Genomic DNA, 22852 nt, shown 5'->3' on the forward strand with positions numbered 1-22852 from the left:
CCCCTCAACCCCCGCCCCGGCACGGTCGGCCTCCCGGTCCCCGGCACGGCGGTCCGCATCGCGGACGACGACGAGGTCCTCATCAAGGGGGGCATCGTCTTCAACGCGTACTGGAACGACCCGGCCGCCACCGATGCCGTCCTGACGGACGACTGGTTCGCGACCGGCGACCTCGGCGCCCTCGACGAGGACGGCTACCTCACCATCACCGGCCGCAAGAAGGACATCCTCATCACCTCCGGCGGCAAAAACGTCTCTCCCGCCGTCCTGGAGGACCGCCTCCGCAGCCGTCCCCCAGTGGGCCAGTGCATCGTCGTCGGCGACAAACGTCCCTACGTCGCCGCCCTGATCACTCTCGACCGCGAGGACGTCGACCATTGGCTCCACGTCCGAGCGATGCCCGCGGACACGCCGATGTCGGAGCTCGTACGCGACCCCGGCATGCGCGCCGACGTCCAGAAGGCCGTGGACTACGCGAACCAAGCGGTCTCCCGGGCCGAGTCGATCCGTGAGTTCGTGCTGGTGGAGGGTGAATTCACCGAGGAGAACCGCCTGCTCACCCCGTCCCAGAAGGTCAAGCGTCATGCGGTGACACGGGCGTACGCGGACGCGATCGAGGCGCTGTACGGGCGTGAAAACAGCAGCTCGTAACCTTTACGCCACTACGGAGCCGGCAAGGCTGAGCGTGGGCTGACCCCAGGAGGCCCTGCGGCTCAGAGCTTCCAGGAGCGGAGCTGGTCGGCTACGGCGTGGACGCCGAGACGGGTGTCGCGGATCTTTCGTACGAGGTCGGACAGGGCGCCGTAGGGCGGATCGATGCCTTCTCCGGACTGGTCCATGTACTGGGCGGCGATGAACGCGGCGTACAGGCTGTTGCGGTGCGGGAGTGGTTCCAGGCGCACGATGGTGTGCATGAGCGCGGCCGCGCGCCAGGCGACGTCCGGGTCGGCTGCGGCGAGGGTGGGCAGTTTGGTCTTGTGGCGGGCGACAGCCGCCACCAGTGCGGAGTAGTCGGAAACCGTCATGTCCTCGTGGGCGAGGGCGGCCTCCTGAACGTCGAGCAGCCAGGAGACGTCGATGTACAGATGCATCAGGCGGCCGCGGCCCCGTCATGGCGCTCAGAGGGCGGTACCTCATCGGGGAAGGCGTCATCGAACTCGTCGCGCAACCGGTCGGCCCAGGCACTGGCTCCCGTGACGAACTGCCGGCGGTGCATCTCGCGGACGCCGAGGTCGTGCAAGTACTGCTTGAGGCTCTTGCCCTCGGCTGCGGCCGCAGCCCGCACGCCTTCGAGTTCCTCGTCGGTGAAGGACACGTTCAGGGATGGCATACCCCGATGGTACCTAGTTGGTGCCTGCCGGGCGACCCATAGAGCCTTTCGCCGACAGGGCAACCGCCCTCCGCGTGCCGAGGACGACCGTGACGGGCTTGTTGGGGCATCTATCCAAGACGCCCTCAGGCGCCGTCGAGGGCACGTACGTCGGCCTGGCTACCTCGCCGTCAGCGCGGTGACCAGTTCGTCCAACCCGTTGAACCGTCCGTCGAAGACATCGGAGCTCGTCGGCGGATCCCCGATCGGTCGCCGGACGTAGGCGGTCCGCATGCCCCTCGCCCGAGCTCCGCGGAGATCCCAGGCATGGGCGGCCACCATGAGCACGCGTTCGGGTGGACATCCGGCGGTGTCGATGGCGAGCTGGTAGACCTCCGGCGCCGGCTTGTAGGCCAGTACTGCTTCGCTGGACAAGGCTTGGTGCCAGCGCAGCCCGGCATGTGCGTTCAGTCGCAGCAGGGCGGCGCGGCCGGCGTTGGAGAGCCCGAGCACGGGGAACTGCTGCGCGAGCCGCTCGACACCGGCGACGGAGTCGCCCCAGGGAGGCAGGCGCTGACCCGCGGTCGCCAGCCGGGCGATGGTCGCCGGATCGGCAAGTCCGGCATGGTCGGCCACCCGTCGAGCAGCCTCGCCGTCGATGATCTCGGTGTTGACGTACGCGCGGTGCCCTTGTCCGATGCGCTGTTGCTCGAGTTCGACATGCTGCTGCCACAGGGTGAGCAGTTCGTCGACAGCCCCATCGTCGGGCGCGGGCACCGCGTCGCGAATCTCCGCTCGGAGACCGCCGGGTTCGTCGACCAGTGTTCCGAGGACGTCGAAGACGACGACCTCGATATCGCAGATCTCGGCCATGCGTGCTCCCGTTCGCACTGGTGTCACCGGCTCAACAGGTGACGAGCTTGTCATCGGCCTCGTCACCGGTCAAGATGGTGACGTGGATTTCGCGTTCGTGAGCGGTAACCCAGCCCTCGATCTGGCCGGCACCGTGGTGTCTCGTCGAGACGAGCCCGTCGACCTCCTGGCCGCGCCCGCAGACCTCGAGCGGTGGGTGGCCGAATGCGACGAGCTCCCCGACCGTGTTACCGCCGACTTCGCAACCTTCGAGTCCGCGCTGTCACTGCGAGAGGCGACCTACCGGCTTGCTCTCGATCGCGTCCTCGATCGATCCTTCGATCCGGGCAGCCTCGACATCGTCAACGAGACGGCCGCCGGGCCAGTACCCACGATCAAGCTCAGCGACGCAGGGCTGCATATGTCGGGAGACCTGCTTGCAGCGCTCTCGCAAGTAGCCAGAAGCGGTATCGCCGTACTCGCCGATCCCCACGCCTGCCTCAAGGAGTGCGGTCGCACCGACTGCACCCGCATCTATCTCGACCGCTCGCGCGGCGCCCGGCGCACCTGGTGCGGGATGGACGAGTGCGGCAACCGCGTCAAGGCCGCGGCCTATCGCGCTCGCAGACGAGCTTCGACCACAGCCGAGTGACGCGGGCCCGAGGGAACCACCTGGCGAGAGCGCTACTCCGACAGCCGTCAGATCAGTTTGGGTCAATCTGACGACTGTCAAGTAAGCTGTTCCGTGGGTGGCCCAGTCGGTCGTGGGGCAGTCCACGCCACCGCGGGGAGGGCACTCAGGGGCAGAACGCGACGCAGCAATGGAGGCAGTGGTGGGAGTACGAGCCGAATCCGTTCGACGGCCGGGGCGGCCCGGAGCGGGCACTCCCGCGGTGCCCGAGGAGGAGAGCATCCTGCTGCGCGGGCTCGAAGCCTTCGCCGAGCTGGGCTACGACCATGCCTCCGCGCGCGAACTGGCCCGCCGCCTGGGCGTGAGCCACAACTTCATCAACGACCGGTACGGGTCCAAGATGGCCTTCTGGCGTGCTGTGGTGGACCACGCGCTGGGAGCGCAGTTGGCGCGACAGCCGCAGGTGGATCCCTCGCTCGACGACGCCGAGCGGCTGCGGCAGATCATCACCGGCTTCTACCGGACCGCGGCGGACACGCCGCTGGTCGGACGGATCTTCGTCAACGAATTCACCCTGGACACCGAGCGGTTGGACTACCTGTACGAGAACTACATCGCTCCGATCCTGCAGACCATGGCGCCCAGCATCGATCGCCTCGTGGCCTCCGGGCGCATGGCGCCCATCCCGATGGACGTGCTGTTCTTCGCCGTCGTCCCTCCCGTCTCGGGAATGGTGGAGGTGCCTCTGGCGCGGCTCCTGGGGCGGTCCGATGCCGCCTCGCCGGAACAGCTCAGCGCCACGGCGGAATTGCTGGCGACGCTCGTGACCAACGGGCTGCTCGCTACCGGTTCGGGGAGTCGCACCTGAGATCGACAGCCGCATGAGGGCTGCGGCATGCGGCGGTTCGTGAGTGCCGTGAGCATGCCGCCGGCTTCCACGGGCAACTCGCTGATGCGTTGATCGGACGTGGTTACTCAGCCGGCCTGGTCGCCGGTTGCAGTCACGTGTTCCGGGTCGCCGTAGCCGTCAAGCCGGTCGACGGCCGTCTTCTCTCCGTACCTCTTCGTCAGTTGGTGTGCCTCGATCATTCGCGTTCCCTCTCCCGGCCTCCGGCCACAGACGGTCCTGGTGGCCTTGCCGAGAACGCCAGGAGCCGGGCCATGCCGGTCCGGTGGTACCGGGGGCGAACCGGCCCGGGCGGAGCGGCTGTTGCGGCCGGACTCCGAGACACTCCGAGCCCCCCGGCCTGCTCGACGAGATGCGCGCGAGTCGGGAAGCGGCGGTCGATCGTCCCCATCCTGACCCCGAGGCCCGCCTTCGCACCGACGGCCGTTGACGAAACGGAACATGGTTCCGTATATTAAGCGGAACGATGCTCCGTTTTCGGCGTAGCCGAAGCCTGACGTTCGTGACCACCTCCCCCCGCCGGCAGCCATATGAGACCGGCGGCAGCGGCCATTGAGCACAGGGCATTGAGCAGAGGCCATGAAGGGACATACGCACCATGAGTGAATCGACTTACCCGGCCGACACCTTCAGCTCGTCCACTCCCGTCCTCTCGGTCGGTCCGGTAGTGCTGCCGGCTCCCGGCCGAGCCGTGGACCTGCACGTGCGGGTCTCCGCGCCCGTGACCGGGAGCGACCTGCCGGTCATCCTCCTCTCGCACGGTCAGGGCTACTCGAACCACCTCTCCTCGCTGAACGGCTACGCCCCCCTCGCCAACTTCTGGGCGGCGCACGGCTTCGTCGTGATCCAGCCCACCCATCTGAGCTCGAGGACGCTGAGCCTGGCCCCCGATACCCCCGGGGCGCCTCTGTACTGGCGATCACGGGCCGAAGACATGACGCGGATCCTCGACCAGCTCGACGCGATCGAGGCCGCCGTCCCGCAGCTCCTCGGCCGCCTGGACCGAAGCAAGGTCGCCGTGGCCGGACACTCGATGGGTGGCCACACCGCGAGCCTGCTGCTGGGCGCCCGGCTCACCGATCCGGACGACGGAACGGAAGTGAACCTGGCCGAGCCCCGGATCAAGGCCGGTGTACTGCTTGCCGCGCCCGGCAGAGGCGGCGACGCCCTCACCGAGTCCGTGGCCAAGAATCTTTCTTTCTTCCTGACCACGGACTTCTCCAAAATGACGACGCCCGCGCTGGTGGTCGCGGGCGACAAGGACGCCTCCGCCCACTTGACGGTTCGCGGCCCGGATTGGCACGCCGATCCGTACGTGCTCTCCCCGGGCCCCAAGTCCCTGCTCACCCTGTTCGACGCGGAGCACGGGCTCGGCGGGGTCTCCGGATATGACGTCGCCGAGACCACGGACGAGAACCCCGAGCGAGTGTCCGCGGTCCAGCGGCTCACCTGGGCCTACCTCCGCACCGAGCTCTACCCCGGGGATTCCGCTTGGCAGAAGGCGCGTGACGCGCTGACGGCCGGTCCCGACCCGGTCGGACGAGTCGAATCCAAGTAGGACGAAGTCCAGCCGCTGGTCCCGCAGGACATCGAGGCGAGCCGCGGCACGCTGCGGTAGTTCACACGGTCAGGTCGTCAGGCGTTGAATCGGTACGAACCCGCCCGTGCCCGGTAGACGTTGCAGGCCGCGCCGCCGAAGGTGCCGTCTCGGACGTACGCGACACCCCGGGGCGCGGTGACGGGCTTGCCCTCGGTGGGAACCCAGATTTCAGCGCCGCGCCAACTTCGCGTAATACGCGGCCCGTAAGGGCAGGGACCGGCACAACTGCCCGGAGAGATCAGCACCGTGGCCGGACGCCACTCGCGGCCCGTCCTGTAGCCGGCCGCGCGCCACTCCCCCAGCTCGTCCGCGCTGAGCCAGTCCTTGTCCGTGACGATCGTGGTGGCCGAACCGTACGTGTACGTCACGACGAGCTTCGCGCGCATGCGCGGCCGGCCGGCGTAAGGGGCGAGCGTCAGGCGTCACCCGCCTCGTCGCCGTGGGGCGCCTCCGGGCGGAGGCGGAGGGTGAGGATCTGGAAGGGGCGCAGTGTCAGCCTGACGGTGCCGTCGGTGACCTGGTGGCTCGCCGGGTCGTCGAGGGAGCGTTCCAGGAGGTCGGTGGTCGTGGCGGATGCGAGCGGGAAACCGAGGGTGAGAGTGGCGCGGGCGCGGACGCCGTGGGCCTCGTAGAGGCGTACGACGATGTCGCCGCTGTGGTCGTCGGCGAGCTTGACGGCCTCCACGACCACGCCCTCGTGGTCGACCGAGACCAGGGGGGCGACGGGCGTGCTGCCCGGCAGGACGCGTTCGGGCAGGTTGAGGTGGTAGCCCTCACGGACGGCGTCGGCGGTGTCGACGCCGATCACCAGGGCGTAGCTCAGCCGGTGGGTGCCCTGGTCGGCGTCCGGGTCGGGGAAGCGGGAGGCGCGCAGCAGGGAGAGGCGGACCGTGGTGGTGGTGCCGCCGTCGGGGCGGACGTCGCGGGTGACGTCGTGGCCGTAGGTGGAGTCGTTGACCAGGGCGGCCCCCCAGTCGCGTTCGCCGACGTGCAGGAAGCGGTGGGCGCAGATCTCGTACTTGGCCGCGTCCCAGCTGGTGTTGGTGTGGGTGGGCCGCTCGACGTGCCCGAACGGGATCTCGGCGGTGGAGTGCGCGGCGCGTACGTCAAGGGGGAAGGCCGCCTTGAGGAGCTTCTCCCGTTCGTGCCAGTCGACGACGGTGTCGATGACGAGCCGTCGGGAGCCGGCGGGCAGGGTCAGGGTCTGTTCGATTCGGGAGGCGCCGAAGGCACGCACCACGCGCACGCCCGCCTCGGTCGCCGTGACCGACTCGGCTTCGACGAGGTCTCGGACGGTGTTGCGGTAGAAGGCGTCGATGTCCCAGGCGTCCCACTGGTTGGGGAAGTCCTGGTGCAGCTGGAGCAGGTTGGCCCGAGCGGCCGGGGGCAGCGCCTCGCGGTCGGCGGTGAGGTCGCGGGCGGAGGTGATCAGGCCGTCCCGGGAGTCGACGGTCACCCGGACCAGGCCGTTGTCCAGGACGAAGTCGTGGTCGGCCGTGACCGGCGGCACGGGGGCGTGAGCGGTGGCCGTGCGTGGTGCGGCGCCCAGTGCCGGTACGCCGTCACGGTCGTGCGGGGCCGCGTTGAAGACGAGGGTGCCCTCGCCCGGCCGCCCGGCCAGCACGCGCTGGGCATCCTCGATGATCTGCCGAAGCTCCCGGGCGACGGCCGCGTAGGTCTCCTCGGCCTCCCGGTGCACCCAGGCGATCGACGTGCCCGGCAGGATGTCGTGGAACTGGTGCAGCAGGACCGTCTTCCACAGCCGGTCCAGTGCTTCGTACGGATACGGGTGCCCGTGGCGCACGGCGGCGGTGGCCGCCCACAACTCGGCCTCGCGCAGCAGGTGTTCGCTGCGCCGGTTGCCCTGCTTGGTGGCGAGCTGGCTGGTCAGGGTGCCGCGGTGGAACTCCAGGTACAGCTCGCCGGACCACACGGGGGCTCCGCCGTTCTCCGCGAACTCCGCGTGCGCGCGGGTGAAGAAGTCGGCCGGCTTCTCGATGTCGATCCGGGCCGAGCCCTCCAGGTCCCTCAGACGTGCGGCGCGCGCCAGCATCTCGCGGGTGGGGCCACCGCCGCCGTCGCCGTAACCGAAGGGGATCAGGGAGCTGTTGGCGGCGGCCTTGTCCTGGAAGTTCCGCACGCTGTGCGCGACCTCGGCGCCGGACAGCTCGCCGTTGTAGCTGTCGACGGGCGGGAAGTGGCTGAAGATCCGGGTGCCGTCGATGCCCTCCCACCAGAAGGTGTGGTGGGGGAACTTGTTGGTGGTGTTCCAGGACATCTTCTGGGTGAGGAACCAGCGGACCCCGGCCAGCTTCATCAGCTGCGGCAGGGCGGCGTTGTAGCCGAAGGTGTCCGGCAGCCACATCTCCTCCGTCTCGACGCCGAACTCGTCCAGGTAGAAGCGCTTGCCGTGGACGAACTGTCGGGCCAGCGCCTCGCCGCCGCTGATGTTCGTGTCGGGCTCCACCCAAAGGCTGCCCGTGGGCAGGAACTGGCCGGTCTTCACCTTCTCCTGCGCCCGGGCGTAGACCTCCGGACGGTGTTCCTTGAGCCAGGCGAGCTGCTGCGCCTGGGACATGACGAACTTGAACTCGGGGTGGTCGTCCATGAGCTGGGTGACGTTGGAGACGGTGCGGGCGACCTTGCGCACGGTCTCGCGCAGCGGCCACAGCCATGCCGTGTCGATGTGCGCGTGCCCGACCGCGGAGACGCGGTGCGCGCTGGCGCTCGCGGGCGCCGCGAGGGCCGGGGCGAGGGCCGCGCGGGCCGCGGCGGCGCTGCCGCCGACGTCCTGGAGGTCGACGGCGTCCAGGGCGCGTTCGACCGCCCGCAGGATCTGCCAGCGGCGCGGGGAGTCGGAGGACAGCTCGTGCATGAGCTGGCCGAGCACCTCCAGGTCCTGGACGAGTTCGTGGACCGTCCGGTCGAAGACGGCGAGGTCGAGGCGGCGCAGCCGGTACAGGGGCGCGCCCGGGTCGGCGGCCGGGTCGCCGAGCCAGGGCGCCCGCCCGCCGACCGCGGTCGGGCCGAAGGAGAGGGAGCCGGGGCCGGTGTGCATGACGACCGGGTTGGCCGCGGCCTCGATGAACGCCACGAACTCCTCGCCGCCGGTGGCCGACTCGGTCACGGGCAGCCAGGTGTTGCGGGGGTTGAGCGCCTTCACCGCGGTGCCGTCGGCGCGGTAGACCAGGCCCTCGGCGGAGAACCCGGCGGAGTGGGTGGAGAAGCCCAGGTCCAGTACGGCCTCCACGGGCTTCCCGGCCCACTCGGCCGGGATGGTGCCGCTGACCTTGAACCAGCTGGTCGACCAGGCCGGGCCCCAGTGGTCGCCGATCCGGGCCGGACGGTAGGGGGCGGTGAGGCCGTCGCGGACCGGCACGGGTTCGCCGCGTACGTCCCAGATCTCTGCCCGGAGGGGGACCGCCCGGGCGTGGACGGCCGGCCGTATGCGTTCGTTCAGCACCCGGTCCAGCCGCTGCTCGGTCACTTCGCGGTCGTTGTGCATGAGTGTCTCTCCGTTGTGGCATGGGGGTGTGGGGGATCAGCCCTTGAGGGCGCCGCCGAGTGCGAAACCGCCGCCGAGCTTGCGGGACAGCAGCAGGTAGAGCATCACGACGGGAAGGGAGTAGATGAGCGAGAACGCCGACAGCTGCCCGTACTGGGTCTGGTCGTGGGCGCTGAGGAAGGTGAACACGCTGACCGATGCGGGGAGTTTCTCCGGGGACAGCAGCAGGATGAAGGGGACGAAGAAGTTCCCCCACATGCCGATGAAGGTGAAGATGGTGACCACGACGACACCGGGCTTCATCAGCGGCAGGATGACCCGCCACAGCACCTGCATGGTGTTCGCGCCGTCGATCCGGGCGGCCTCCTCCAGCACGATCGGCACACCGTCCATGAAGCTCTTCATCAGCCAGATCCCGAACGGCAGCGCGGACGCGGCCAAGAACAGTGTCGTGCCGGGGGTCGAGTCGATGAGGTTCACCTGCACGAACATGCTGTACACGGGGATCATCACGGCGGTGATGGGCAGACCCGTGGAGAACAGGATCGTGTACAGGAACGGACGGCGCAGCCGCGAGCGGTACCGGGAGAGCGGATACGCGGCCAGGATCGACACCACCACCGTCACCAGGGTCGCGAAGCCGCACAGGATCAGGCTGTTGAGCATCGGCCGGTAGGTGGTGTCGACGTTGAGGATCGCGTCGAAGTTGTCGAGCGTCAGGGACGAGGGCAGCGTCAGCCGGAAGCTGTTGGTGTCACTGACCGAGGCGAGGAGCATCCACAGCAGCGGCAGTACGTACATCAGCGACACCGCCAGCAGGACGGCGTTGACGGCGACGCGGCCGAGCCGGGCGCGGCGTCTGCGGGGCGCGTGCGGTACGGCGTCCGTACGGGGCCGGGCGGGCGCGAGGCGCGGGGACGAGGCGACGGCCATCAGTCGTCCTCCAGCTTGAGCAGGCGGATGTACACGGCGGAGAACAGGGCACCGACGACCAGCAGCACCAGGGCGATGGCGGTGCCGTAACCGATGAGGCTGTTCTGGAACGCCTGCTGGTACATGAAGATGGGCAGGGTCTCGCTCTTGTTGCCGGGACCGCCGCGGGTCATGGTGTAGATCAGGCCGAAGACAGAGAGGGTCTGCAGCGTGATCAGCATCAGGTTGGTCATGATCGACCGCCTGATGACGGGCAGGACGACCCGCCACAGCCGCTGCCAGGGGCCCGCGCCGTCCATCTCGGCCGCCTCCACAAGTTCCTGCGGTACGTCGTTGAGGGCGGCGGAGAAGACCATCATCGAGAAGGCGGTGCCCCGCCAGACATTGGCCAGGCAGACCGCCAGGATCGGCATCGTGTACAGCCAGTTCTGCTGCGGCAGGTGCAGAGCGTCGAGGATCGAGTTGAGCGAGCCCTGGTTGTAGAAGAAGGCGTACATCAGGTAGCCGGCGACCACTTCGGGCAGCACCCAGGCGGCGATGACGACCCCGTTGACGACCGACCGGACCGGCTTGGTGGCCTTCTCCATCAGGACGGCCAGGGCCAGCCCCAGTGTGTTCTGGCCGATCACGGCGGAGCCGATCACGAACACCAGAGTCAGCCAGACCGCGTTGAGGAAGTCGGCGTCCCCGAAAGCCCGGGTGAAGTTGTCCAGGCCCACGAAACTCGTGCCGGACGCACCCGTCAGCTGCATGTCGGTGAACGCGTAGTACACGCAGTACGCGATCGGGCCGGCCAGAAAAACGGCCAGCAGGATCACCGCCGGCAGCGTGGGCAGTCCGCGCAGCAGGGAGCGCACGGGGGCGGGCGCCCCGGAGGGCCGGCGTGGGTCGCCGGCCCTGCGGGGGACGGTGGTCATCGTGCTCACGAGTCGCCCTTGACGGTCTTGTCGTCGCCCACGGCGGCCTTCACGTCGTCGTCGAAGGTCTTCGCGGCCTCGGCGACCGACGCCTGGCCGGTGGTCACCGACTCCATGGCCTTCTGGATCGCGGTCGACACCTGGTTGTAGGTGGGCAGACCGGGCCGGTAGTGGGTCGAGGCCACGAGTTCGGTGAAGAACTCGTTGCTCGGGACCGACTTCAGGTACGTCGGGTCTGTGGCGACGTCCGTGCGGACCGCGATGTTGGCATTGATCGCGTTCCACTTCGCCGCGTTGGACTTCGTCTGGAGGGACGTCAGGAACTTCCACGCCAGGTCGGGGTTGCCTGCCTTGGCCGGGATCGACCAGGCCCAGCCACCTGACATCGATGTCTTCCCAGGGGCCTGGCCGTTCTGGGTGGGCATCGCGGCGGTGCCGATCACCGACTGCCACTCGGGCCACGGCTTGCTGGCGGCGCTGCCCCAGTTGTTGGGCATCCAGGAGCCGTCGATGTCCATCGCGAGCTTGCCCTGGGGGATCAGCTCGGTGCCGACGGTGGTGCCGAAGTTGGCGCCGAGGGCCTGGTCCACCGGCGGGCCGAGCTTCTCGCTGTACACGGTGTGCACGAACTCCAGGGAGTCCTGGAAGCCCTTGCTGCCCACGACCCACTTCTTCTGGGCGGCGTCGTAGAGGGACTTGTCGCCCGCCGGGGTGCCGTAGAGCAGCATCTCGAAGCCCTGCATGGAAGAGGCCTCGCCACCCGCCGTGCCGGTGTAGAGGTTCATCGGGATGACACCGGGCAGCTTCGCCTTGATCGTCCTGGCGGCGCCGAGCACCTCGTCCCAGCTCTTCGGCTGCCAGGGGACGGCGATCCCGGCCTTCTCGAAGAGCTGCTTGTTGTACCAGATTCCGCGGGTGTCGGTGTTGTCCGGCACGGCGTACGTCTTGCCGTCGGCTGCGCCGGTCACCGCGCCCTTGGCCGCGGCCGCGTACTTCGACCAGTCGGCCCACTTCGCGGTGTAGTCGTCCAGCGGCTTGAGGTAGCCGCCCGCGATGTCGGAGTTGATGAGGGCGGTGTCCTCGTAGACGAGGTCGGGGGCGGTCGAGGGGGATCGCATCATGAGCTGGAGCTTGGTGTAGTAGTCGTTCTCGGAGGCGGTGACCGGGACGAGGGTCACCTTGGTGCCCGGGTTGGCCTTGGTGAACTGCTTCACCATCGAGGCGAGGAAGTTCGCCTGGAGCTTGTTCGTGCTGTCCAGGTTCTGCCAGTAGACGACCTTGATCGACTTGGCGGAGCTGCCTGAAGAGCCCGAACCGCAGCCTGTGGCGACCAGGGCGGTGGCGGCAGTGAAGGCCGCGGCGGCGATGAGTTTCGAACGCACAGTGGTTCCTCCGGAACGCGAAACCTGAAGGGAAGCCGCGATTGCGGTGCGGGCTGCAAGCGCGTTGCGCAGGGCTTCTTCACTGGACGCGGCCCCGCGCCCTGGCCACTTGGGCCTGTTTGGTGGGCGACAGCTAAATCCAATTGATGGATTAAGTCAACGCTTCCGGAGTGTAAAATTCGGTCACGAAACGACGTCCGACGCATACCCTGGGACCGGCCGCAGGTGCCGGGCTCACGGTGACAAGGCCGCGGCGAGCCCCCGATCCAGGGGGATGCACGGGGCCGTACGGGCACAAGAGAAGACACGAAGACCACGAGGACATGAGGTGCGACAGGTGACCGACAGGTGACGATGCCCGGTGGGACGAACCTGCCGCGGGTCGGCGGGTACAACCAGGCCGTCGTGCTGGACGCCATCCGGACCAGGGGGCCGGTGAGCAGGGTCGAACTGGCCGCCCTCACCGGCCTGACCAACCAGACCGTCTCGAACGTCGTCCGCAAGCTGCTCGACATCGGCCTGGTCACGGAGTCCGGCCACGCCCCGTCCAACGGCGGCAAGCGTCGCACCCTGCTGTCCCCCAGGCCCGACGGCGCGTACGCGCTCGGCGTCCACCTCGACCCTGACACGGCCGTGATCGTCCTGGTCAACCTGGCGGGAGAGGTGATCGGCAGCCGTCGGCTCCGGCTCGCCACCCCGAGCGACCCCGCCGACGTCGTGGACCGTGTCGCCCGCGCAGCGGTGCGGCTGGTCGCCCGGTCGGAGGTGGACGCCACCCGGCTGCTGGGCCTGGGCATCGCGGCGCCGGGACCGATCGACGGGCCCACGGGCACCGTCGTCTCCCCGCCGAACCTACCCGGCTGGGACCGCGTGCCCCTGGTGGAGATGTTCGTCGCGGCCACCGGTATGCCCGTCGCGCTGGACAACGACGCGACCGCCGCCGCCATCGGGGAGCGCTGGATCGGTGGCAAGGCCAGGGCGGGCAGCTTCCTGTTCGTCTATCTGGGCACCGGTATCGGCGCCGGCATCGTGCTCAACAACACCGTCCTGCACGGGGATTCGGGAAACGCCGGCGAGTTCGGCCACATGGCCGTCGAACCGGGCGACCGCGTCTGCCACTGCGGCGGCACGGGCTGTCTCGGGCCCTACTGCAGCCCGTCCGCGATCATCGACGACCTGCTGCACCGCCACGGGCGGGCCGCCGCCGACCGGATCGGCCTGGCCTGCACCCCGGACTCCCTGCACGGCGACTGGAAGTCCCTGCGCCGGGCCGCCCGCACCGGTGACCCGGACGCCCTCGATGTCGTACGCCGCGCCGCCCGCCGCATCGGCCAGGCCGCCCGAGGAGCTGTCAGCCTGCTCGACGTAAGCCGGGTCGTCCTCGGCGGCGAGGCGCTGCGCGGTGTCGAACCCCTCATGCGGGAGGAAATCGACAAGGCCGTCAACGCCACGTCCGTGGCCCGCGTCATCCGTCCCATAGCGATCGAGCAGAGCGTCATCGGCGACACGGTCGGCGCGGTGGGCGCCGCGTCACTCGTCCTGCACGGCAACTACGCGCCCGGCTGGCGCATGCTCACCGACGCCCTCAACTGATCCGTCGGCCTGGGATGAGGGCGCGCCCGTGCCCCCAGAGGTCGCAGTCGTCGGGCAGGGGCCGGTGGGCGTGCATGTCGGTGCGGAGGATGTTCGCCAGGACGAGGGCGTCGCCGGGGTCGGACTTCGTCCGGCTGCCGCTGTGACGGTCGCGGTAGCGCGAGGCTGCCATCGGTTGACGGCGAAGACCTGCCGCTTACCCTGCCGCAGTACGGCAACCAGCAGGCCGCGGCCCGTTTCGATGGCGACTGGGATCGGGATGCCTTCGGTGTCGCCACGCTCCGCCAGGAAGTCCAGCAAGAATCGGTAGCCGGCCGCATCGTCACTGATTTGGCGCTTGGTCAGCAGCTGGCCGGTGTCGTCGACGAGGGCGACGTCGTGGTGCTTCTCGGCCCAGCCGATCCCGCAGTAGATCAATGGACCTTGGCATCCGGATGCGGCGGCCAGGGCCGAAGCGGCGCGCTCCGCTTCGGCCCTGGCCGGTCAGCGCAGGGATCGGAAGAACTCCCTGACATCGCGGACCAAGAGATCGGGTGCCTCCAGGACCGCGAAGGGTCCGCCGCGGTCGAACTCGCTCCAGGGGTGGGGGGTAGTGGGCCCTCACCGGTGATCTCGGTGACCGTGTCCAGGTGGGCGTCCAGCAGGCGATGGGTGAGCCAGCGGCGTAAGGGTTTAAGGGGTCTCCCCCACGCCCATGTATGTGTGCGGGTCAGGGCACAAGCTTCGCCACTTCCGCCTCTGCGGCACGGGCGAGGCGTTCGACCCATTCCTGGTGATAGTGATAGAGCGCACCGGGATGCTTATGACCGAGCTCCTCGAGAAAGAAGGGGCCCTGCTGCGTTTCCTCGGTCAGCACGTGACAACCATTGTCCGTGGGCGTAATTACCCAGCCGTGGTACGCGCTCGAACCGGTCTCGTCTCCGTCGACTGTCGTCTCCCACGAGAGCCTCGTGAAGGATTCACACTCCGTCACGTTGAGAGTCATTGGGAATCCAACCGTTACCCGGCTGTACTTGGTTCCGAGTACCAGTTCCGGCTCACCGCTCAGGATCTTGACGCGATCTTCTGGAGGAAAGTAGCTCGACCAGTTCTCGGCATCGACGAGCAGCTTCCATACCACTTCAGGCGGCGCCTTCACGTCGATATCGTTGAGAGCGTAGAGAGCCGACGTTCTCGGGTCATACCGTTCGGGCCAATTCACCTTGTCATACATCGGATACTTTTCCCTTCTGAACATTTTGGAGAGAACGCTTCAATGCACCGACTGCCGCCCGCGATGTCTCTCGGTTTTCACGCTCGGTCGCTACCTTGGCGAGCGCCGCAAGAAGGTTTTCGTGTGTGCGCCAAAAAACTTCAGGATCCTGCTTCGCCAATTCGATCCAGAGCGGACCCTGCATCGTCTCTTCGGTCCAGAGGTGGCTCCCCTTCGGCGTGGGTGTGATGATCCAGGCGTGGTAAGCCCTGGATGCTTCCGACGCCTTGGGGTAACCGCCCCAGGCGATACGCGTCACAGGCTGGAATTCCTGTACGGATGCGAAGACGTCCTGGCCGGCCAGGTTGGTTTCGAATCGAGTTCCGAGGCGCAGCGAGTCATGGCCGTCAAGCAGCTGGACATGTTCGACGCCTGGGTAGAAGGTGGCCCAGGCTTGGGGATCCACGAGCAGGGACCAGATCGTTTCAGGAGAGGCTTCGACCTCGAGCTCGTTGGTGAAGTGGATCGGGGAACGACTGGGGACCATGGCCTCCGGCCAATTTATTGCTTCAAACACGTAGTTCTCCAGACATTGGAACCGTTCCCTGGCGAGGATGCCCGATCGAGGGAACGCACAAAAGAAGCACTACCAACACTTCTCGAATTCAGGGAGCAGGCCAGGCAGCGATGCATTGCCAGCCGAAGTCGGAATGCCCACAACTGTATTCACCACGATGGATATGCCTCGCCGGGGATTCATCGGGCTGAACAGCCACATGGCGTGCGCGAATTCCGACGGTGCACGCCTGCCCTGCGGGCAGAATGCAATGCCCAACCGGTTCGTTCAGAGTTCGCCGGGAGCGGCAAACCGATAAAATACGCCGCCGACCGGCTGGATGCTCATGAGCAGCCAGACCGCGTTTTCGAAGTCGCGGGCTCGTGAGAGGTCCCCGACGCGCACCGGGTCGTAGCCGGCGTCGCGGATGAGCTGCTCGGTGACGTCGAGGGCGCCCTCGTCTGCGACGTACCAGTTGCTCGGCCGCACTCGCTGCTTGCGCACTTCGCCGTACACAGCCCCGAAGTTCATGTTGAAGCTTTTGGCCACCGGGGCGTGGGTGAAGGACTGCACTTCCTCGGCGTATGACGGAAAGTTGCCATGACGTGCAGGCATGATGTTGGTCGCGTCGATCGCGATCTTCCCCTCGAGTCCCGTCACCTTGCTCAGGGCGTCCGAGATCTTTGCGCCGGGCACTGCAACCAGGACGGCATCCGCGTCCGAGGCATCCCCGCCGTCACGGCCGATCTCTTCGACCTCGTGGCCTGCGTCTCGCCATAGGGTGGCCAGTCCTCCGCCGATCATTCCTCTTCCGATCGTGACGATCTTCATTTTCTGCCTTCCCTCAGTCTGGAATTGACGTATGCCGGTTGAACGTGGATGACGCTTTATCCGCGGCTGACGGCCACCGAGTTTCTGACGGCGTCCAGACCGGAAGCGTGCGAGACAACGGGCTCGTATCCGAGCTCGGCTGCGGCCTTGTCCGTCCGCAGGGTGCACTGCTGCCCGAGGAACCATCGAGCGGGAACGGGGACCTCGCGGGCAGCGGTCTCGGCGTCCAGGTCGGAGACCGGGATTTCGACGCCATAGATCTCGAACTGGGTCTCCAGGAACTCGCGCAGGATGACGCGGTGCCGGTCGGTGATGAAGTAGGCCTGACCTGGTCGGCCGCGCCGCCATCCGAGCATGAGTCCCTCGACGGCGTTCTCGACGAACGTGACATCAGTGGTGTGCCGGCCTCCGCCGATCCAGGCGAACTGCCCCACCTTCGCCGCCGCTGCCAAGCCTTCGACGAGCAAGCTGTCGGGACCCCAGACGAACCTCGGACGAATCGACACCGTGGCGAAGTCCGGGGCATTCGCATCGAGCACAATCTTCTCGGCCACGGCCTTCACCGCGCTGTAAGCGGCTTCCGAGTCGGGCCGCAGCGGCGCGGTCTCGTCGACGTCCACGAGCGGATCGCCGGCGAGGAGCGCGGCTTCGCTCCCGCAGTGGACGAACCGAGGAACCTGCGCGTAGCGGGCCGCGTCGACGGCTGCCTGGCTGCCGCGAACCGACACAAGCTCATGACGCTCACGGTCAGCGGTGATGTCCGTCTCGGCAGCGAGGTGGAACACCACATCACTGCCCGTCACCTCATTGCGCCACGTGGTCGGGTCGGTCAACTCGCCCCGCACAGGCTTGGCGCCCAGCGCCGAGACCTTTGCAGCCGATGCCTCACTTCGGACCAGAACACGGACCGAGTGCCCCTCGCTGAGGAGCCGGCGTACCAGCACCTGGCCGATGAACCCCGAACCGCCCGTGACGAACGCCTGTGCCATGAACCTCTCCTTCGCTCTGTGCGAGCCCTCTCACCTGTCTTGGGCGAGAAGGTGTCGTGGGTTGGAGCAATCAGGGGCCCGGAGGTCTTCCCTCAACAACATTCATACTTCGAAGGCCTGCGATAAAATTTCTGGATGGCTTCTCTTCGGGCACTGGAATGCCTCGTCGCGGTCGCGGACTCGGGATCGATCACACAGGCCGCGCTGCTGCTGCATTCGTCGCAACCCGCTGTCTCTCATCAGCTCGCTTCGTTGGAACGCGAGACCCGAACGGTCCTGCTTCGCCGCGAGCCCCGAGGGGTCAAGCTCACTCCCGCGGGGCGTGCCGCCGTCGCGGATGCCAGACGAGCGATCGAAGCGGCCGCCTCCGCGGTGAGGTCGGCACGTGCGGCGGGTCAAGCGGCCGGCGGGGTCTTGCGGTTGGCCTGTGCGCAGAGCCTCACGGTGCCGCTGCTCGCTGCGGTCATTCGCCAATGGCATCGCCGCTACCCAGAGGTCGCGATCACGCTGCGCGAGTCCACGGCGATGGACGAGGCGCTCGGCCTCGTCGACTCCGACGAAGTCGACGTGGCAGTGCTGACCGCTCCCTCGACGGGCCGCTTCACGATCACCGCCGTCGCCGAGGAGGAGATCGTGCTGGCGGCACCCACCGGCCACCGGCTGGCCGAGCAGTCTGCTGTACGCCTTGAGGACCTTGACGGTGCGCCGCTCGTTCACTTCACACCGGACAACGGCCTCAGCGCCTGGCTCGACCAGTCCTTCGCCCGTGCCGGAGTCCACCCGGAGACGGTGATGAGGACATCGGTGACTACGGCGGCACCACAGCTCGCGGCTGCCGGTCTGGGAATCGCCGTGTGCCCGGTGAGTGCAGTCAGTGACGGCTTTCCGGGAGCAGTGCGGTCGTTCTCTCCGCGGTGGGTCAGGCAACTGGTGGCGGTGACGTCCGCGGAACCGGATCCGCTCGTCGCACGGTTCATCGGCGACCTGCGCAGCCACGGAATGCGCGTGCCTCGCGGTGCGCGGACTCAGCTCGCACAGGACGGCCCTCCGGCCGAGACACCACGACCGTCCTCCTGAGAATCGCCACGCAGCCGACGCAGCCGACGCAGCCGACGCAGCCGACGACCAGGTCGAGCACGGCCGCTGCCTGGTGCCCTGCCACCGGCCGTCGAGGCCCTGGCGCCGGTTCAGCTCCTATGCCGTCATCGGGCGTCGACCGTCTCGGCGGCACGGGCCTCGTCGGCCGCCACGGGAGCGGCATTCTTCGGGCCGCGCAGGGCGACGTAGACGAACAACGCGGTCATGACTGCGACACCCGCCCACATGGCCTGCTGCCAGCCGTCGACGAACGACTGCTGGGCGGCATCGACGATCTGTTGCGCGTGCGAACCGGTGCCGCCCGCGACCTCGACGGCGTTGGCGACGCCCTCGCGGGCGGTGTCTGCGGCCCCCTGCGGGATGCCGTGCAGCCTGTCGTCGATGGCGCCGCGGTAACCCGCGGACAGGAGCGCGCCCAGCATGGCAACGCCGAGTGCGGTGCCGAACTCACGGGTCACGTCGTTGAGTGCGGAGGCGACACCCTGCTTCTCCCTGGGCAGGGAGCTGGTGATGGCCTCGGTGGAAGGCGTCATCGACAGGCCCATGCCGATGCCCATGGCGAGCATGCCAGGCAGGATCGTCAGGTAGCCGCCGTCCACGGAGACGAACAGCGCCATCAGCGCCAGGCCGACGCCGGCCAGCGCGATGCCCACGGCCATGGCCGGGCGGGAGCCGATCCGTGCGGCGAGCTTGGGGGCCAGGCCGGAGGTCGTCATCATCATGACGGCCATGGGCATCAGCGCCACCGTGGACAGCAGGCCCGACCAACCGAGCACGGCCTGGAAGAACGGAAACAGGACCACGGCGATGCCCGCCTGGACACCGAAGACCACCAGCAGCGTGATGGAGCCGCCGGCCAGGCCGCGCTCACGGAACAGGCGTACGTCCAGCAGTGACGCGTCCCGGCGGTGCAGCTCCCAGGCCACGAAGCCGATGCCGGCGACGAGGCCGACCGCCAGGCTGATCAGCGTCACGGGGGCGGTCCAGCCGCGCTCGGGGCCTTCCTGCAGAACGAAGATGAGGCCGGTCACGGCGACGGTGGAGACCAGCGCGCCAACGGTGTCGTAGGAATGGACCGAGCGCTCAAGGGAGTTGGGCACCGACTTCAGCGTCATGCCCAGGGCCACTATGACCAGGGCCACCGGCAGCACGAACAGCCAGCGCCAGTCCGCGACATCGACGAGGAGGGCGGAGAGGAACATGCCCAGGATGCCGCCGCCTCCGGCGACACCGGTCCACACGCCGATCGCCTTGCCGCGCTGCTCCTCGGGGAAGGTGGAGGTGATGACGGCGAGCGTGATCGGCATGATCATCGCAGCGCCGACACCGCCGGCGACACGGGCCACGATCATGACCTCGGCGGTTGGGGCCAGGCCCGCAACGACGTTTGCGACACCGAAGACGCCAAGGCCGGCGATCAGCATGGGCTTGCGGCCCAGGCGGTCACCGATCGCGCCGAGCGGCAGCAGCAGCGCGGCCAGAGCCAGGGTGTAGATGTTGATGATCCACAGAACCGTGTTCTGCGAGGCCCCGAACGCGACGGCCATGTGGGTCTGGGCGACGTTCAGCCCGGACACCGACGCGATGACGGCCATCAGCGCGATGGAGACGGCGATCAGGATGGTGCGCAGTTGACGCGCGTCCGGTGCGCCTCCCTCGCCGCCGGCTTCGGCGGCGGGCTCCTGTGCGGGCTGGTTCGTACTCATGGATTCCTCTCAAAAAGGGCATGGGGAGCTCGGCGTCGGACCATGTCCGGACGCCGCGATGCGGAAGGAGGGTGCGGAAGTGGGCGCCGCGGACGTCAGGTGGTGGCGGTGCCGTTCTGGGCTGCGGCGAGGGCCGCGTCGGTATCGGCAATGGCCAGCAGAGCGTTGATGTGAGCTGCGGCCAGGGCGCCGGCCGCGGCGGAGGCGCCGACCTGGGCGGTCAGGTCGGTGGCGTTGCCGGCCACCCACACCCCGGGCACCTCGGTGGTTCCGGCCATGCCGGAGGCGAAGCGGCGGCCCACGTCGTCGGGCAGGTCTTCCATCGGCAGCTTCAGCCCTTCCAGCCCTTTTGCGCGGGCCTGCATCCGGGTGGCGACCGCGAGGACGCGACGGGCGACGACCTCGCCGTCGTCCAGGCTCACGCCCGCGATACCGCCGTCGTCAGCTTGGACGACCTCTTCCACGAGGGTGTCGACAATGCGGATGCCCCGGGCGGCGAAGCGCGCGCGGGTGTCCTCGTCGAGTTCGGTGCCGCGGGTGAAGTAGACGAGGTCGTCGGTCAACTGGCGGAACAGCAGTGCGTGATGGACGGAGGCGGGGCCGGTGGCGAGGACGCCGATGGGCTCGTCGCGCACCTCCCAGCCGTGGCAGTACGGGCAGTGCACGACGCCGTGCCCCCAGTGTTCCGCGAGCCCGGGCACGTCGGGCAGCACGTCGCGCAGCCCGGTGGCCACCAGCACACGGCGTGCTGTGATCGTCCGACCGTCGGCCAGGGTGAAGGTGAACCGCAGATCCCCGTCACTCGACGGGGCGGCAGGCTCGGCCGAGGCCACCTCGCCGAAGACGACCCGGCCGCCGTACTGGCGAACCTGCTCCCGGCCGCGCTTCAGGATCTCGGTGGGCGGCATGCCGTCCACCACGATGAAGCCGTGCATGGCCTCGGCAGGCGCGTTGCGGGGCGTGCCGCTGTCGATCACGACGACGGAGCGGCGGGAGCGGGCGAGCATCAGCGCACCGTTCAGGCCCGCGGCGCCGCCGCCGATCACCACGGCGTCGACGATCTCGCCAGGCAGTACGTCGCTTGCGTACGTGGAAGTCTGCACGGACATGTCCTCGCGTCCTTCTTTCGTCCGTGGCCCCAGCCGATCCGGGCCATCTGCCGTCGACGTTAAGCCCGGATTGCATCTAGGGCATACCATGTTGCCTATGACGCAAGAAGATGGTGCGCTGGACAGCCTCGTACGCAAACGCATCCGCGCCCTGCGGGTCGCTCAGGGCTGGTCCCTGGAGGAACTGGCCACCCGCGCCAACCTCAGCCAGTCCTCGCTCAGCCGCATCGAGAACGGCCGGCGCCGACTCGCGCTGGACCAGCTCGTCACCCTGGCTCGCGCCCTGGACACCACCCTCGATCAGCTCGTCGAGAACGCCGCCGACGATGTCGTCATCAGCCCCATGACCCACGGTGCCCACGGTGCCCAAGGCCTGAGCTGGCCGATGAAGGGCGACCCGGCCATGAGCGTCATGCGTCAGCGGATGACCGAGCCGCCGCCGGACAACCCCTCCCGCATGCGCGCCCACCCAGGCCGGGAGTGGCTCGTCGTACTGTCCGGCACCGCGATTCTGATGCTGGGCAACCGGCGCTTCCGCATCGAGACCAACCAGGCCGCGGAGTTCCCGACGATGATGCCGCACGCCATCGGCGCCGAGGGCGGCCCTTGCGAGATCATGGGCATCTTCGACCGCGACGCCCGACGCGGACATCAACGCGACAACGGCGATCAGCGCGGCGACGGCGATCAGCGCAGCAACGGCGACTGCGACGCGCAAGGAACCTGCGAATAGCGACGCAATGCCCCTGGCGCGCCCGCCCCGCAAGGCGGCACCTTGCGCGCCTGGCAGCGCAGAAAGCCATCGCCTTGCGTAATCCGCAAGAGGGCATGCCGCATGCGCATGAGCGACTTAATGTAGCGGTATGACCGAAGCACAGGCACACGCCCACCACGATGCACAGCACGGCCACCACCACCAGCAGCACGACGACGGTCAGGCGGAGATGCTCGACCTGGACGCGGAGGTCCTCGCCGAGCACATCGCCGCCATCACCGAGTGGCTGCCTGTCAAGACCGGCCCGCGTCAGATCGTGGATCTGGCCTCCGGTACGGGAGCGGGTACCTTCGCTCTCCTCGAGCGTTTCCCCGAGGCGCACGTCATAGCCGTCGACGCCTCGCCCGGACACCTGCAGCGGCTGCGGGAGAAGGCGTGCGCCCGCGGTGTGGGCGACCGCGTTTGCACCGTGCAGGCCGATCTCGACGAAGCCGCCTGGCCCGATCTCGGTAAGCCCGACCTCGTCTGGGCGTCGGCCTCCATGCACCACATGGCCGACCACGACCGCGCCCTGCGCACCGTCCACGACCTACTCACGCCCGGCGGCCTGTTCGCCGTCGTCGAGCTGGCCGGGTTCCCGCGCTTCCTGCCCGAGAACGCCCCCGAGGACCGTCCCGGTCTGGAAGAGCGCGCCCACGCCGCGACCGACCGTTTCCACGCCGAGCACGTGCCTCACCGCGGCGCCGACTGGGGGCCCATGCTGAGCGCCGCCGGATTCACCGTCGAAGGCGAACTCACCGTCGCAGTCGACATCGACGGCTCCCGCCACGAGGCAATCGGCCGCTACGCCCTGGGCGCACTGCAGCGCATCCGCGGCGCCGCCGAGGAGCTCTCGGCGGAAGACCTCGCCGCGCTCGACCGGCTGCTCGACACCAGCAGCCCGTACAGCATCCTGCGCCGCGACGACCTCGCAGTGCGGACCGAGCGCACCGTCTGGGCCGCACGCCCCAGCTGATCTCACGCTCCG

21 protein-coding genes and 2 pseudogenes are annotated in these 22852 nt (G+C 68.4%); 8 read left to right on the forward strand and 15 right to left on the reverse strand.

The window, feature by feature from the left end:
- Window positions 1–651 (forward strand): annotated as a pseudogene (locus tag G5C60_RS10190) (long-chain fatty acid--CoA ligase); the annotation flags it as partial.
- A 62-nt stretch (window positions 652–713) separates the two neighbouring features.
- Here G5C60_RS10190 and G5C60_RS10195 read toward each other — a convergent pair.
- The 3 genes from G5C60_RS10195 to G5C60_RS10205 form a co-directional block, all read right to left on the reverse strand.
- Window positions 714–1091 carry a toxin Doc gene (locus G5C60_RS10195; RefSeq protein WP_165257137.1) on the reverse strand — a complete coding sequence of 126 codons (378 nt, stop codon included), beginning with the start codon at window positions 1089–1091 and terminating at the stop codon, window positions 714–716.
- Complete coding sequence (locus G5C60_RS10200; protein WP_165257138.1) at window positions 1091–1330, reverse strand: hypothetical protein; 240 nt, start codon at window positions 1328–1330, stop codon at window positions 1091–1093. Before G5C60_RS10200 ends, G5C60_RS10195 begins: the two co-directional genes overlap by 1 nt.
- 159 nt (window positions 1331–1489) lie before the next feature.
- Window positions 1490–2182: a haloacid dehalogenase type II gene (locus G5C60_RS10205; protein ID WP_165257141.1), complete on the reverse strand. Its 693-nt coding sequence runs from the start codon at window positions 2180–2182 to the stop codon at window positions 1490–1492.
- Between G5C60_RS10205 and G5C60_RS10210 the strand changes: the two genes are divergently transcribed.
- From G5C60_RS10210 to G5C60_RS10220, 3 genes are all read left to right on the forward strand, one after another.
- Window positions 2181–2813 carry a CGNR zinc finger domain-containing protein gene (locus tag G5C60_RS10210; protein ID WP_206439319.1) on the forward strand — a complete coding sequence of 211 codons (633 nt, stop codon included), beginning with the start codon at window positions 2181–2183 and terminating at the stop codon, window positions 2811–2813. The two genes, G5C60_RS10205 and G5C60_RS10210, sit on opposite strands and share 2 nt — an antisense overlap.
- 241 nt (window positions 2814–3054) lie before the next feature.
- Window positions 3055–3660, forward strand: a complete 606-nt coding sequence (locus tag G5C60_RS10215; protein ID WP_338145768.1) for a TetR/AcrR family transcriptional regulator — start codon at window positions 3055–3057, stop codon at window positions 3658–3660.
- Between the two features lie 637 nt (window positions 3661–4297).
- Window positions 4298–5257: an alpha/beta hydrolase family protein gene (locus tag G5C60_RS10220; RefSeq protein WP_165257145.1), complete on the forward strand. Its 960-nt coding sequence runs from the start codon at window positions 4298–4300 to the stop codon at window positions 5255–5257.
- 77 nt (window positions 5258–5334) lie between these two features.
- On the opposite strand, the gene G5C60_RS51760 is transcribed toward G5C60_RS10220, so the two are convergent.
- The 5 genes from G5C60_RS51760 to G5C60_RS10245 are packed head-to-tail and all read right to left on the reverse strand — an operon-like array spanning window position 5335 to window position 12036.
- A complete protein-coding gene (locus G5C60_RS51760) occupies window positions 5335–5685 on the reverse strand; it encodes a hypothetical protein (RefSeq protein WP_241266655.1) in 351 nt (116 codons plus the stop codon).
- 29 nt (window positions 5686–5714) lie between these two features.
- Window positions 5715–8804 carry an alpha-mannosidase gene (locus tag G5C60_RS10230; RefSeq protein ID WP_165257147.1) on the reverse strand — a complete coding sequence of 1030 codons (3090 nt, stop codon included), beginning with the start codon at window positions 8802–8804 and terminating at the stop codon, window positions 5715–5717.
- A 36-nt stretch (window positions 8805–8840) separates the two neighbouring features.
- Window positions 8841–9737 carry a carbohydrate ABC transporter permease gene (locus G5C60_RS10235; RefSeq protein ID WP_165257150.1) on the reverse strand — a complete coding sequence of 299 codons (897 nt, stop codon included), beginning with the start codon at window positions 9735–9737 and terminating at the stop codon, window positions 8841–8843.
- Complete coding sequence (locus G5C60_RS10240) at window positions 9737–10654, reverse strand: carbohydrate ABC transporter permease (RefSeq protein WP_165257309.1); 918 nt, start codon at window positions 10652–10654, stop codon at window positions 9737–9739. The genes G5C60_RS10235 and G5C60_RS10240 overlap by 1 nt, the downstream gene beginning before the upstream one ends.
- Window positions 10655–10659: 5 nt before the next feature.
- Window positions 10660–12036: an extracellular solute-binding protein gene (locus tag G5C60_RS10245; protein WP_165257161.1), complete on the reverse strand. Its 1377-nt coding sequence runs from the start codon at window positions 12034–12036 to the stop codon at window positions 10660–10662.
- Window positions 12037–12390: 354 nt separating this feature from the next.
- Here G5C60_RS10245 and G5C60_RS10250 point away from each other — a divergent pair, with 354 nt between their 5' ends.
- Window positions 12391–13629 (forward strand): ROK family transcriptional regulator, encoded by a 1239-nt coding sequence (locus G5C60_RS10250; protein ID WP_165257311.1) that lies wholly within the window; start codon window positions 12391–12393, stop codon window positions 13627–13629.
- On the opposite strand, the pseudogene G5C60_RS10255 reads toward G5C60_RS10250, so the two are convergent.
- From G5C60_RS10255 to G5C60_RS10275, 5 genes and pseudogenes are all read right to left on the reverse strand, one after another.
- Window positions 13622–14046: pseudogene (locus G5C60_RS10255) on the reverse strand (IS110 family transposase). The gene G5C60_RS10250 and the pseudogene G5C60_RS10255 overlap by 8 nt on opposite strands.
- Window positions 14047–14338: 292 nt before the next feature.
- The gene (locus G5C60_RS10260; protein ID WP_165257164.1) at window positions 14339–14842 is read right to left on the reverse strand and encodes an SRPBCC domain-containing protein; all 504 of its coding nucleotides are present in this window, start codon (window positions 14840–14842) and stop codon (window positions 14339–14341) included.
- On the reverse strand, window positions 14835–15398 hold the full coding sequence (locus G5C60_RS10265) for an SRPBCC family protein (RefSeq protein ID WP_165257166.1): 564 nt from the start codon (window positions 15396–15398) through the stop codon (window positions 14835–14837). Before G5C60_RS10265 ends, G5C60_RS10260 begins: the two co-directional genes overlap by 8 nt.
- Window positions 15399–15665: 267 nt before the next feature.
- Window positions 15666–16208, reverse strand: coding sequence for an NADPH-dependent F420 reductase (locus G5C60_RS10270; protein ID WP_165257169.1), 543 nt, complete (start codon window positions 16206–16208; stop codon window positions 15666–15668).
- A 56-nt stretch (window positions 16209–16264) separates the two neighbouring features.
- Window positions 16265–17197 carry an NAD-dependent epimerase/dehydratase family protein gene (locus G5C60_RS10275; RefSeq protein ID WP_165257171.1) on the reverse strand — a complete coding sequence of 311 codons (933 nt, stop codon included), beginning with the start codon at window positions 17195–17197 and terminating at the stop codon, window positions 16265–16267.
- 135 nt (window positions 17198–17332) lie between these two features.
- Between G5C60_RS10275 and G5C60_RS10280 the strand changes: the two genes are divergently transcribed.
- Entirely contained in the window at window positions 17333–18274 is a 942-nt protein-coding gene (locus tag G5C60_RS10280) for a LysR family transcriptional regulator (RefSeq protein WP_165257174.1), read from the forward strand.
- A gap of 125 nt (window positions 18275–18399) precedes the next feature.
- Here G5C60_RS10280 and G5C60_RS10285 read toward each other — a convergent pair whose 3' ends face one another.
- Both G5C60_RS10285 and G5C60_RS10290 read right to left on the reverse strand, forming a co-directional pair.
- Entirely contained in the window at window positions 18400–20001 is a 1602-nt protein-coding gene (locus G5C60_RS10285; RefSeq protein WP_165257176.1) for an MFS transporter, read from the reverse strand.
- Window positions 20002–20096: 95 nt separating this feature from the next.
- Window positions 20097–21110 (reverse strand): NAD(P)/FAD-dependent oxidoreductase, encoded by a 1014-nt coding sequence (locus G5C60_RS10290; RefSeq protein WP_165257179.1) that lies wholly within the window; start codon window positions 21108–21110, stop codon window positions 20097–20099.
- Window positions 21111–21207: 97 nt separating this feature from the next.
- On the opposite strand from G5C60_RS10290, the gene G5C60_RS10295 reads away from it, so the two are divergent.
- On the forward strand, window positions 21208–21843 hold the full coding sequence (locus tag G5C60_RS10295) for a helix-turn-helix domain-containing protein (protein ID WP_165257181.1): 636 nt from the start codon (window positions 21208–21210) through the stop codon (window positions 21841–21843).
- Between the two features lie 130 nt (window positions 21844–21973).
- On the forward strand, window positions 21974–22840 hold the full coding sequence (locus G5C60_RS10300) for a class I SAM-dependent methyltransferase (protein WP_165257184.1): 867 nt from the start codon (window positions 21974–21976) through the stop codon (window positions 22838–22840).
- Window positions 22841–22852 lie beyond the last annotated feature (12 nt).

Source organism: Streptomyces scabichelini, from assembly GCF_011045015.1.
GTDB lineage: Bacteria > Actinomycetota > Actinomycetes > Streptomycetales > Streptomycetaceae > Streptomyces > Streptomyces scabichelini.